A 12292-nucleotide genomic window follows, 5' to 3' on the forward strand; every position below is an offset into this window, starting at 1 on the left:
CGCTCCGCCGCGGCCGCGCGCTGTTCCCGCCCGCCCATGAGAGCCTCTGTCATCGCTGGAGGATGCGCCGTGCGCACCGTTCCCCCGTCCTCTTCCCCTCCCCCTCGGCCGAGCCTGTGGCGGCACCGCGCGTTCGCGCTGCTGGCCTCGGCGCACGCCGTCAGCCAGGTCGGCAGCCAGATCAGCCTCGTCGCGCTGCCGCTCCTGGCGCTGACGGTCCTGGACGCCTCGCCCGCGCAGCTCGGCCTGCTCACCGCCGCCGAGACCGCCGGATTCCTGCTGGTCGGACTGCCCTCGGGGGTCTGGGTCGACCGGATGGCCAAGAAACCCGTCCTGATCGTGTGCGACGTGGTGCGAGCCGTCGCGCTCGGGTCGCTGCCGGTCGCCCACCTGCTCGGCGGGCTGGGGCTGCCGCAGCTGTACGCCGTCGCGCTCGTGACGGGCCTGGCGACGGTGTTCTTCCAGGTCGCCTACCAGTCCTACCTTCCGGTCCTCATTGCCCCCGACCGGATGGTGGAGGGCAACACCCGGCTCCAGACGCTCGGCACGGCGGCGGAGGTCGCCGGGCCGGGACTGGGCGGATGGCTGACGCGCCTCGTCGGAGCACCCGCCGCGATCGTCCTGGACGCCTTCAGCTTCCTCGGCTCCGCCCTGCTCCTCCTGGGGATCAGGGCGGACGAACCCGCTCCCGCCGCCGAGCGCCGCGGGCTGTGGACGGAGATGCGCGAGGGCCTGGTGTTCCTCGCCCGCCACGACGTCCTGCGCGCGCTGGTCGCCTCCTCGGCGGTCGCGAACCTCTTCGGCACCGCGATGATGGCGATGCTCCCCGTCTTCCTCGTCCAGGAGACGGGCGTCGACTTCGGTACGTACGGGATGGTCCTGGCGGCGGGGAGCGTCGGCGGGGTGATCGGCGCGATGACCACCGAGGCGCAGCAGCGGGTGATCGGCGGTGCGCGGCTGCTCTGGGCGAACGCGGTGCTCGCCGGGCTGGCGCTCCTGCTCGTACCGTTCGCCGAACCGGGCTGGCGGCTCGGCCTCGCCGCCGCGGGCCTGGCCGTCGACGGCTTCTTCGTCGCCTCGTGGGCGGTCGCGTCGGTCAGCCTCCGCCAGGTCCTGACCCCGGCCGGCCTGCTCGGCCGCGTCAACGCCACCGCCCGCTTCGTCAACTGGGGCGTCATGCCCGCCGGAGCCCTCCTCGGCGGCCTCCTCACCGAGGCCGCCACGGCCCGGACCACCCTCCTGGTCTGCGCCTTCGGCTACCTCGCCTCCTGCCTCCCGGTCCTGCTCACCCCCCGGGCGCGGTGGGGGAGGGCCGGTATCTATGATCATCGGGACGGTCCGGTGTGATCCATCCCTCAATTACGAAAAGCCAAAAATGTCTTTTTGAAAGTTAGGCTGCCGCTTGGTCAAGTCACCCCTGACTCAAGGAGTGTCATGAAAGCCAAGCGTTTCTCCGCGATCGCGGCTCTGTGCGGGCTCGGCCTGCTCGGAGTCGCGGCACCCGCCGAAGCGGCGGTCCCGGACGCCGCGCAGACCCTGCTGAGCGGGATGCAGCAGGGCCAGGCGGCCGGGTATCCGGGTGTGATCGGGATGGTCCGCGACGGCGGGCAGGAGCAGTCCCTGCACGTCGGCGTCGGGGACAGGTCGACGAACGCCGCGGCCGACCCCGCGGCCAGGTTCCGGATCGGGAGTGTCAGCAAGTCGTTCACGGCGGCGACGATCCTGCTGCTGGAGGCCGAGGGACTGCTCGACCTCGACGACAGCGTCGAGCAGTGGCTGCCCGGCGTCGTCAGCGGCACCGGGTACGACGCGACGCAGATCAAGCTGCGGCACCTGCTCAACCAGACCTCCGGCCTGCCCCAGTACACGATGAACATCGACGGCTTCCTGTGGGGCGCCGAGTGGACCCCGCAGCAGCTCGTGAACGGCGCCACGAAGAAGACGCCCATCGGGGCGCCGGGGCAGACCTGGCACTACTCCAACGCCAACTACGTCCTCGCCGGCATGGTGATCGAGGCGGCCACCGGCACCAGCGCGGCCCAGGCCATGCAGGACCGCATCTTCACCCCGCTCGGACTCACCGACACGAGCCTGCCCTCGGCCAACACCATGACGGGCACGCACCTGCGGGGCTACTTCCTCACGACCCCGATCACGTACATGAGCGTCACCACCCAGAAGGTCTCCGCCACCTGGACGGCCGGGGCGATCGTCTCCACGCTCGAGGACGTCAACACCTTCGAGCGCGCCCTCCTGGACGGCACCCTCCTGCCGCCCGCCCAGCTGGCCGAGCTGAAGACCACGGTCCCGGCCCCCGAGATCGGCGGCTCCTACGGCCTGGGCCTGGCGAAGAGCGACGTCGGCTGCGGCGACGTGTGGTGGCACAACGGCTCGGTGCCCGGCTACTACACCCTCACCTTCACCAGTGACAACGGCTCCAAGCAGGTCGCCGTCGCCGCCAACGAGAACCACCTCCTCGGCGGCACCCCCGGCCAGAACCACCTGGGGACCGGCGCCACCTCCGCCTACTGCGACCTCTGACCCCTGAACGCCTTCTGACCCGAACGCCTTCTGACCCGAACGCCCTCCGGCCCCGGACCCTCACAGGCCCGCCCCGCCGCCCGGGCCGTTCGGCAGTCCCCCCGAAAGAGGAGAACGCGTGAAGAAGTGGTTCACCACCGCGGCGGCCTTCATGGTCGCGGCGCTGGCCCTGCCCTGGTCGGCGCCGGCGCACGCCGCGCCGCCCGCGCTGACGGACGCCGCGGGCCTGACCGTGACCGGCGCGCCCGCCGGCACCGACACGAACTTCACCTTCAAGGTGACGACGCCGAACGTCGCGGGCGAACGCACGATGCGGATCATCCTGCCCGCCGACTACGACGCGAACCCGGCGAAGCGCTACCCCGTCAACTACTTCCTGCACGGCGCGCACCCGACCGCGAGCGGCGGCGAGCCCGGCTGGGCCTTCCCGGCGTTCCTCGACGCCTCCGCCCGCTCGGCGATGATCACGGTCATCGTCGACGGCGGCAACCGAGGCTGGTACACCGACTGGCGGGTCCAGAACAGCGCGGCGGGCGCCGCCAAGTGGGAGACCTTCCATATCGGCCAGGTCATCCCGTTCATCGACGCGAACCTGCGGACCCTCGCGACACGGGACAAGCGCGCCATCACCGGCTACTCGATGGGCGGCTTCGGCGCGATGCACTACGCCTTCAAGCACCCCGACCTGTTCGCGCACGCGGCCTCGATGTCCGGGCCCGTCGACATCGCCGACACCCTCGGCCGCCTCGCCGTCATGAACGGCCTGCGCAACCTCGGGGACTGGTGCAGCGCCGTCGTCGGCTGCGACGGCTCCTACGGCCCGACCCTGCCCGACAACGTGATCTTCGGCCCGCTCATCCCGTTCCCCGACCCCGGCATCTGGCACCAGGAGAACCCGACCTTCCACGCCGACCAGCTCACCGACGTCAACCTCGGCCTCTACCACGGCAACGCCGACATCATCGAGCAGGGCGCCACGGTCCTCAACACCAACTTCAAGGCCGCCCTCGACGCCGAAGGCATCACCTACCGCTACGTCAACTACGGCAACGGCTCCGCCTGGGGCACCGGCTGCACCGGCGTCCACGCCAACGGCAACTGCGTGGAGGCCTCCCTCCGCGACTGGCTCCCCCGCGTGGAGGCCGGCTTCACCTCCTGACCCCCGCACCCGACCCGCACCGGCCGTACCTCCGGCCCGCATGACCGGCCGTACCTCCGGCCCGCGGTACCGCAGGCCCTTCCCCGCGTCCCGGACGCGGGGAAGGGCCTTGCGCCCTTCGGGCCGCCGGGTTTCCGTCCGTCGGGCGGTCTGGACCCGCGCGGGCGGGGAAGAGGGACGGGGTGGGGGACTTGCGGTACGGCAGTGCGGCCGGGCGGTGGGTGGTGGCCGCGATGGTGCTGGGTTCGGCGCTCGCGGCGATCGACGCGACGGTGGTGGGGATCGCGCTGCCGGCCATCGGGCGGGAGTTCGGCACCGACCTGGAGAGCCTGCAGTGGGTGGTGACCGCCTACACGCTGACGCTCGCCGGGCTGCTGCTGGTGGCGGGCGCGCTGGGCGACCGGTACGGGCGGCGGCTCGTCTTCCAGATCGGCGTGGTGTGGTTCGCGGCGGCGTCCGTGCTGTGCGCCGTCGCGACCGGGCCCGGGATGCTGATCTGGTCGCGGGCGCTCCAGGGGGTGGGGGCGGCGCTGCTGACGCCGGGCAGCCTCGCCATCCTGCAGGCGACCTTCCATCCCGACGACCGGGGCAAGGCGATCGGCGCCTGGTCCGGGCTGGGCGGGGTGGCCTCGGCGATCGGGCCGTTCCTGGGCGGCTGGCTGGTGGACGCCGTGTCCTGGCGGCTGATCTTCGTGATCAACCTGCCGCTCGCCGCGCTCGTCTTCGCGATGACCTGGCGGCACGTCCCGGAGTCCCGGGACGCCGAGGCGACCGGCCGCGTCGACGTCGTCGGCGGGGTGCTGGTGACCGGCGGGCTCATCGGCCTGACCTACGCCCTGATCGAGGGCCCCGCGCGCGGCCTGACGCCCGTCGCCGCGCTCGGCCTGCTCCTGGTCGCCTTCGTCTGGTGGGAGCGCCGGGTGCAGAGCCCGCTGCTCCCGCTGGGCATGTTCCGCTCCGTCGCGTTCAGCGTGACGAACATCGTCACGTTCATCGTGTACGGCGCCCTGGGCGGCGCGCTGTTCCTGCTCCCGCTCCAGCTCCAGCAGGTCTCCGGGTACTCCGCCCTGGAAGCGGGCATCGCGCTGCTCCCCGTCACCGTCATCATGCTGCTGCTGTCGTCGCGCTCCGGCGCGCTGGCCGCGAGGATCGGCCCCCGCCTCCAGATGAGCGTCGGCCCGGTCGTCGTCGGCCTCGGCTTCGCCCTGCTCACCCGCGTGGACGAGTCCGGCACCTACCTGACCGAGGTGCTCCCGGCCGTCTCCGTCTTCGGCCTCGGCCTGGCCATCACCGTGGCCCCGCTGACCGCGACGGTCCTGGCCGCGGTCCCCGCCCGCCACGCCGGAATCGCCTCGGCCGTCAACAACGACGTGGCACGCGCCGCCTCCCTCATCGCCGTCGCCGTCTTCCCCGCCCTCGCCGGCATCAGCGGCGACGCCTACCTCCACCCCGAACTCTTCTCCGCGGGCTTCCACACCGCCTCCCTCATCGCCGCCGCCCTCTGCATCGCCGCCGGCCTCCTCTCCGCCGCCACCCTCCGCACCGCCACCCCCTGCCCCCGCACCCCCGCCCGCCACCACTGCGCCCTGGACGCCCCGCCCCTGGACTGACCGCGCCCTGGACGCCCGGCCTTCGGGTGACGCGCCGTCCGGCCTTCGGGTTGACGCGCCGGCCGCCCGGTCCAAGGGACCGGGCGGACGGCGCTGGAGTCTCCGGGAGCGGTCAGCCGGGGGCGCGGCCGAAGATGCGGCTGCCGGGGGCGGCGGGGTCGTCGCCGGCCCAGAACTCGTACCAGTGGGCGGCGAACTCCTCACGGGAGATGGCGCCGTCGCCGTCGAGGTCCAGGAGGGCGAAGGCCTCGCCGGTTTCGGCGGGCGCGCCGTTCCAGGCCTCGATCATGCGGCGGTACTCGGCGGGGGAGATGCGGCCGTCCCGGTTCTCGTCCACGGCCTCGAACATCGCGTCGGCGGTCGCGGTGACCGCGTCGGGCATGCTGGCGAGCAGGTCGACGACGGCCAGGACGTCGCCGATCGCGACGGCGTCCGCCGTGCGGGAGTGCGCGGCGAGGGTGTCCCACCAGCCGCGCATGACCGCCAGCAGCCGCTCCTCGTCACCCGCCGTCCGGACCGCCGCCCAGCGCAGGGCCAAAGCCTCGAAGTCCGCCTCCCGAAGCGTCCCGTCGCCGTCGCCGTCCATCGCGTCGAAGACCAGCCGCACCTTGTCCCGCTGGAAAGAACTCGCCATGCCCCGGATCGTCCCCGCACGCCCGAGAGGACACACTGCCCCCACAGGGCGCTCCCCCTCACGCCGAAGTGACGACATGGTCGCCTGGAGTAACGGTCTGCGGCCCGCCCCCGGGGGCAGGTCCCCGAAGCACCGCAGGAGTGAGGCCGCTCGCCTCCGGGGGCGGAAGGAGGCGAGCGGCCGGGAGGAGGGGCATGGAAGGGGAGGGGTTGAGGAGGGTCAGGTGAGGAGGACGAGGAGGTCGCCGGCCTCCACCTGGGCGGGGCCCGGGACGGGGACGCGCAGGACGGTGCCGGCGACGGGGGCGGTGATGGACGCCTCCATCTTCATGGCCTCGATGGTGGCGACGACGTCGCCGGGTTCGACGGGGTCGCCGGGGGCGACGCGGGCGGTCACGGTGCCGGAGAAGGGCGCGGCGACGTGACGGGAGTCGGCGGGGTCGGCGCGCTCGACGGGAGGCGTGTCCAGGGCCACGGAGCGGTCGCGGACGGCCAGGGTGCGCATCTGGCCGTTGACGGTGCAGATGACCTGGCGGCAGCCCGCCTCGTCGATCTCGCCGACGGCCTCCAGCGCGGCGAGCACCCGTACGCCCGGTTCCAGGTCGAAGGCGACCTCGCGGCCATGGCGCAGCCCGTACAGGAACGCCTCGGTGGGCAGCACCGACAGGTCGCCGTAGGAGGCGCGGGACTCGGCGTAGGCCTTGGCGGGGGCGGGGAAGAGGAGCCGGTCGAGGACGGCGCGCACGTCGGGCCCGGCGAGCGCCTTCTCCTCCTCCTCCGACAGCTCGGCCTGCGGCGGGGTGTGGGAGCGGGCGTGCAGCGCGTCGCTCCGGAAGGGTTCGGGCCAGCCGCCGGGCGGGTCGCCGAGCTCTCCGGAGAGGAAGCCGATGACGCTGTCGGGGATGTCGAACCTGCCGGGTTCGGCGGCGAACTCCGCCGGGTCGGCCCCGGCCGCCACCAGGTGCAGCGCGAGGTCGCCGACGACCTTGCTGGACGGCGTCACCTTGACGAGCCTGCCGAGGATGCCGTCGGCTGCCTCGTAGAGCCGTTCGATCTCCTCGAACCGGTCGCCGAGGCCGAGCGCCACGGCCTGCTGGCGCAGGTTCGACAGCTGCCCGCCGGGGATCTCGTGCCGGTACACCCGGCCGGTCGGCGCGGGCAGTCCCATCTCGAACGGCGCGTACAGCCGCCGCACGGCCTCCCAGTAGGGCTCCAGCGCGGTGACGGCGTCCAGGTCGAGGCCGGTGGCCCGTTCGGTGTGGTCGGTGTGCGCGACGATCGCCTGCAGGGGCGGCTGGCTGGTGGTGCCCGCCAGCGGCGAGGACGCGCCGTCCACGGCGTCCACGCCCGCCTCGATCGCGGCGAGGTAGGTGGCGAGCTGCCCGCCCGCGGTGTCGTGGGTGTGCAGGTGGACGGGCAGGTCGAAGCGTTCGCGCAGCGCGGTGACGAGGGTCCGCGCGGCGGGCGCCCGCAGCAGCCCCGCCATGTCCTTGACGCACAGGACGTGCACGCCTGCCCCGACGAGCTGCTCGGCCAGGCGCAGGTAGTAGTCGAGGGTGTAGAGCCGCTCCCCGGGCGAGGACAGGTCGCCGGTGTAGCACAGCGTGCCCTCGGCGATCGCGTGGGTGTGCAGGACGGCGTCGATGGCCGGGCGCATGCGCTCCACGTCGTTGAGCGCGTCGAAGATCCGGAAGACGTCCACGCCGGTCCGCGCGGCCTCCGCGACGAACGCCTTGGCGACGGAGTCGGGGTAGGGCGTGTAGCCGACGGTGTTGCGTCCGCGCAGCAGCATCTGGATGCACGTGTTCGGGGCGGCCTCGCGCAGCGCGGCGAGCCTGTCCCAGGGCGATTCGCCGAGGAAGCGCAGCGCCACGTCGTAGGTCGCGCCGCCCCACGCCTCGATGGACAGCAGCTCCGGCAGGGTCTGCGCCACGTGAGGCGCCGCCCGCAGCAGGTCGAACGTGCGCACGCGGGTGGCCAGCAGCGACTGGTGGGCGTCGCGGAACGTGGTGTCGGTGACGGCCAGCGCGTTCTGGGTCCGCAGCCGTTCGGCGAAGGCGCGCGGACCGAGGGCGAGCAGGAGGTCGCGGGAGCCCTCGGGGAGCGGCCCCTCGGGCAGCGGCGGCAGCTTCTCGGCCGGGTCCAGCTCGGTGGGGGCGTTCCCGTGCGGCTTGTTGACCGTCACGTCGGCCAGGTAGCGCACCAGCCGGGTGGCGCGGTCGCCACTGGAACGGGCGGTCATCAGCTCCGGGTGCTCGGCGATGTAGGCGGTGGTGACGCCGCCGGCGCGGAAGTCCGCCTCATCGAGCAGGGCCCGCAGGAACGGGATGTTGCTGGCGACCCCGCGGATGCGGAACTCCGCGACGGCACGCCGTGCCCGGCGCACGGCGTCCTCGAAGGTCCGCCCCCGGGTCGTCAGCTTCACCAGCAGCGAGTCGAAGTGCGGGGACACCTCGGCCCCCGCGTAGGCGGTGCCGGTGTCGAGCCGGATGCCCGCGCCGCCGGGGGAGCGGTAGGCGGAGATGCGCCCGGTGTCGGGCCGGAAGTCCTGCGCGGGGTCCTCGGTGGTGATGCGGCACTGCACGGCGAACCCGGAGACCGTGACGTTCTCCTGGGAGATGCCGAGGTCCTCGAGCGTCTGCCCGCCCGCGATGCGCAGCTGCGACTGGACGAGGTCGATCCCGGTGACCTCCTCGGTCACGGTGTGCTCGACCTGAATCCGCGGGTTCATCTCGATGAAGACGTGCTCGCCGCGCTCGTCGACGAGGAACTCCACGGTCCCGGCGCCCGCGTAGCCGACCTCCCGGGCGAACGCCACCGCGTCCGCGCACAGCCGCTGGACGACCAGCGGGTCCAGCCGGGGCGCGGGCGCGATCTCCACGACCTTCTGGTGCCGGCGCTGCACCGAGCAGTCGCGCTCCCGCAGGTGGACGGTGTGCCCGGCCCCGTCGGCGAGGACCTGCACCTCGATGTGGCGGGGCCGGTCGACGGCCTGCTCCAGGAAGACGGTGGGGTCGCCGAAGGCGCTCTCGGCCTCGCGGCGAGCCGTTTCGACCGCGGCGAGGAGGTCCTCGCGCCGGTCCACCCGGCGCAGCCCGCGTCCGCCTCCGCCCGCCGCGGCCTTGACGAAGAGCGGCAGCCCCACCTCGTCGGCGGCCTCCAGCTCCCGGCCGGGTCGGGGGGTCACCGAACGCAGGACGGGCAGCCCCGCGCGGCGCGCCGCCTCGACCGCCTCGATCTTGTTGCCGGCGAGCCGGAGCACCTGGGAGGGCGGCCCCACGAAGACGATCCCGTTGCGCTCGCACGCCTCGGCCAGCTCCGGGCTCTCCGAGAGGAACCCGTACCCGGGGTAGACGGCGTCGGCCCCGACCCGCAGCGCCGTCCGGACGATCTCCTCGACGTCCAGGTAGGCGCGGACCGGGTGCCCGACCTCGCCGATCAGGTAGGCCTCGTCGGCCTTCTGCCGGTGCAGCGAGAACCGGTCCTCGTGGGCGTAGACGGCGACGCTCGCGATGCCCAGCTCGTACGCGGCGCGGAAGGCGCGCACGGCTATCTCACCGCGGTTGGCCACCAGCAACTTCGTGATCACGGCAGTGCTCCTCGTGCTCGGATACCGCGACCGTCACACGAACCGCCGGACCCCAGGAAGGGCACCAATTAGCCAATTAGTGCAATTTTTCGCTGTTGCTTAGCAAAAGAAGCAAATACCCGGTCGCGGTTTCCGCCGGAGGCGCGGCCGGGGGCGTGCCGCCGCCGCGCCGACGAAAGTTAGGCAAGGTTAACCTAACCCGCTAGGGTCGGGGGCGAGGGAAACCGAACAGAAGGAGCGGTCGAGTGACCACCCGTAGCCCCCGTCAGGTCGCCACCTTCCCCATCGTGCTGCGGGAGCTGACCATCCTGCGCGTGACGGACGTGACCCCGAACCTGCGCCGCATCACCCTGGGCGGCGAGCAGCTGCGCGCCTTCACCCGCGACGGTCTGGACCTGCCCGCGTTCGCCACCGAGGGCTTCGACGACCACGTCAAGTTCTTCTTCCCCGCCGAGGGCGCCGACCGCCCCGTGCTGCCCGGCCAGAACATCAGCAGCCTCGAATGGCCCGAGGACGAGCGCCCCATCTCCAAGGACTACACGCCGCACCGCTTCGACCCCGAGGCCGGCGAGGTCGACTTCGACTTCGTCCGCCACGAGGGGGGCCGCGCCTCCGCCTGGGCCATGGACGCCGTGCCGGGGCGGTCCGCGTGGATCGCCGGCCCGAAGATGTCGTCCAGCCACCCCGAGGGCGTCGACTGGCTGCTGGTCCTCGGCGACGAGACCGCCCTGCCCTCCATCGGCCGCTGGCTGTCGGAGATGCCCGCGGGCACCAGGGCGAAGGTGTTCGTCGAGGTCTCCGGCGAGGCCGACCGCCTCCCCCTGCCCACCGAGGCCGACGCCGACATCGTGTGGCTGCTGCGCGGCGGTGCGCCCGCCGGCACGACCACCCTGCTGGAGGACGCGGTCCGCGGCCTCGAGTGGCTCCCCGGCGACGTCTTCGTGTGGGCGGCCGGCGAGGCCCTCACCCTCAAGCCGATCCGCCGCCACCTCGTCGGCGACCGCGGCGTCCCCAAGACCCACCTCGACTTCACCGGCTACTGGCGCCGCACCGAGCCCGAGGCCCCCGACTGGTCCGACGAGGAGGAGATCGCCCACGAGCGCCTCCACGAGCTCGCCGACCTGGGCCCCGGCCTCGCCATCCGCGCCGCCGTCACCGCCGGCCTCATCGAGCTCCTGAACCAGGGCGTCGACACCCCCGCCGAGCTGGCCCTGCGCTCCGGAGCCGACCCGTCCGTCCTGGAACCCCTGCTGGACTACCTGGCCCGGATCGAGATCCTGGAGTCCGCCGAGGGCCGCTACACCCTCGCCCCCGTCGGCCAGGAGCTGGCCCAGGACGAACACTCCGCCGAGGAGTTCCACCTGAGCGGCATCCAGGCCGCCCTCGACCTCTCGCTCTCCCGCCTGGACGAGACGCTCCGCACCGGCCGCCCCGCCTACCGCACCACCGCGGGCCTGCCCGTGGCCGCCGCCGTACGCGAGGACGAGCACCTGGCCGGCTCGGCCCGCGCCGCCGCCGAGGACCTCGCCCTGTGGGTCGCCCCCACCCTGCTGAGCTCCTACGACTGGTCCTCGGTCACGTCCCTCGGCGCCGCGGGCAACGGCACGGGCTCCTTCGCCAACGCCCTCCTCAAGGCCTTCCCCGAGCTCCGCATCCGCATCTCCTCCCTGCCCTCGGGCCTGCGAACCCTGCGCGACACCGTCCTCGACACCGACGTCCTGCCCCGCGTGGAGCTCCTCCCGGCCAGCACGCTCCTGCCCCCCGCGGGCGAGTCCACCCTCCTGCTCACCCACCAGCTCGACCGGCTCCCCGACGAGGACGCCCGGCAGGTCCTCGCCGACACGGCCGCCCTCCTCCCCGCCGGCGGCCGCCTCCTCCTGGTGGAGGAGATCCTCCCCGCCGACGCCCCCGACCCCCTGGTCCAGCTCCAGCTCCGCTGCGCCTTCGGCAGCGCCCGCCGCCCCGTCCCCGACATCACCGCCCTCGCCGAAAAGGCGGGCCTGCACCTCATGGACTCCCGAGAACTCGGCTGGGACCACCACCTCTGGATCCTGGAACACCTCACCTGACCGATGCCCCTCGCCATCACCCGCCACCGGGCGCGCCTCGGCCCCGCGGAGTTCACCGTGATCCGCCCGGCGCGCCCGCTGACCCGTGCCGTGCTCCTCGACCACGACCGGCACCTCGACGCCTACCTCGACCAGGACGCCGCACAGCGCATCGGCGGCCTGTGGGAACTCGCCGCCTCCTCCCCGCGCTCACTCATCCACCTGCCCCTGCGCACCAACCCGCCCCCGCCCCACGCCCCGTCCGAAGTCGGCACCCGCCGCCTCGACCTCGTCCTGCTGCACCACTCCCTCCAGTTCGCACCCGCACGCTGGAAGGAGGTCCGCAGCCGCCTGGGCCCGGGTCGCCCGCAGGCCGTCAAGCTGCCCGACGAACCCCGCCCCGACGGTGCCGTGATCCCCTCCGAAGCCCGCCACCACCGAGAGAACCGCGACCTCTTCCACCAGCACCTCCACGCCGAAACCCTGTTCATGACCGGCAGCGCGAAAGTCTTCAGAGAGACCACCCGGCACTTCCTCGATGTCGCCCGCCACGGCCCCGGCTACATCCCCATCCACCCGAACTATCCGCACTTCTGCACCGAACTCCACGCCAACGACGGCATCCTCGGCGCAGCCCGCGAGATCCACATCGAATACTGCGACCAGTGGCCCCCATGACCCGCCGGACGGGTATGCACTTCCCGTCGTTCGG

General features: G+C 73.1%; 8 protein-coding genes. 6 read left to right on the forward strand and 2 right to left on the reverse strand.

The genetic code is table 11. The features are described 5' to 3' along the window. The first annotated feature begins 69 nt into the window (after positions 1 to 69). The 4 genes from ABD140_RS02070 to ABD140_RS02085 all read left to right on the forward strand — a co-directional run bounded on the left by ABD140_RS02070 (position 70) and on the right by ABD140_RS02085 (position 5310). Positions 70 to 1347, forward strand: coding sequence for an MFS transporter (locus tag ABD140_RS02070; RefSeq protein ID WP_344236034.1), 1278 nt, complete (start codon positions 70 to 72; stop codon positions 1345 to 1347). Between the two features lie 87 nt (positions 1348 to 1434). After that, positions 1435 to 2541: a serine hydrolase domain-containing protein gene (locus ABD140_RS02075; protein WP_344236036.1), complete on the forward strand. Its 1107-nt coding sequence runs from the start codon at positions 1435 to 1437 to the stop codon at positions 2539 to 2541. A gap of 118 nt (positions 2542 to 2659) precedes the next feature. Continuing rightward, on the forward strand, positions 2660 to 3700 hold the full coding sequence (locus ABD140_RS02080) for an alpha/beta hydrolase (RefSeq protein WP_344236038.1): 1041 nt from the start codon (positions 2660 to 2662) through the stop codon (positions 3698 to 3700). Positions 3701 to 3882: 182 nt separating this feature from the next. Continuing rightward, complete coding sequence (locus ABD140_RS02085; RefSeq protein WP_425544071.1) at positions 3883 to 5310, forward strand: MFS transporter; 1428 nt, start codon at positions 3883 to 3885, stop codon at positions 5308 to 5310. A gap of 112 nt (positions 5311 to 5422) precedes the next feature. Here the strand turns inward: ABD140_RS02085 and ABD140_RS02090 are convergent, their stop codons facing one another. Together ABD140_RS02090 and ABD140_RS02095 are read right to left on the reverse strand one after the other, a co-directional pair. Beyond that, positions 5423 to 5944, reverse strand: a complete 522-nt coding sequence (locus ABD140_RS02090; RefSeq protein WP_344236042.1) for an EF-hand domain-containing protein — start codon at positions 5942 to 5944, stop codon at positions 5423 to 5425. Between the two features lie 219 nt (positions 5945 to 6163). Continuing rightward, a complete protein-coding gene (locus tag ABD140_RS02095) occupies positions 6164 to 9532 on the reverse strand; it encodes a pyruvate carboxylase (protein WP_344236044.1) in 3369 nt (1122 codons plus the stop codon). 245 nt (positions 9533 to 9777) lie between these two features. On the opposite strand from ABD140_RS02095, the gene ABD140_RS02100 reads away from it, so the two are divergent. Both ABD140_RS02100 and ABD140_RS02105 read left to right on the forward strand, forming a co-directional pair. Beyond that, on the forward strand, positions 9778 to 11601 hold the full coding sequence (locus ABD140_RS02100; RefSeq protein ID WP_344236046.1) for an SIP domain-containing protein: 1824 nt from the start codon (positions 9778 to 9780) through the stop codon (positions 11599 to 11601). A 3-nt stretch (positions 11602 to 11604) separates the two neighbouring features. After that, the gene (locus ABD140_RS02105; protein WP_344236047.1) at positions 11605 to 12258 is read left to right on the forward strand and encodes a hypothetical protein; all 654 of its coding nucleotides are present in this window, start codon (positions 11605 to 11607) and stop codon (positions 12256 to 12258) included. Positions 12259 to 12292: the final 34 nt, after the last annotated feature.

It is taken from the genome of Actinocorallia libanotica (genome assembly GCF_039525175.1).
GTDB classification, from domain to species: Bacteria; Actinomycetota; Actinomycetes; order Streptosporangiales; family Streptosporangiaceae; genus Actinocorallia; species Actinocorallia libanotica.

What these genes read in the sequence shown, in the direction of transcription:
- ABD140_RS02075 (WP_344236036.1), top strand. Translation starts at nt 1,435, where the DNA reads ATGAAAGCCAAGCGTTTCTCCGCGATCGCGGCTCTGTGCGGGCTCGGC.
- ABD140_RS02090 (WP_344236042.1), bottom strand. Translation starts at nt 5,944, where the DNA reads ATGGCGAGTTCTTTCCAGCGGGACAAGGTGCGGCTGGTCTTCGACGCG.
- ABD140_RS02105 (WP_344236047.1), top strand. Translation starts at nt 11,605, where the DNA reads ATGCCCCTCGCCATCACCCGCCACCGGGCGCGCCTCGGCCCCGCGGAG.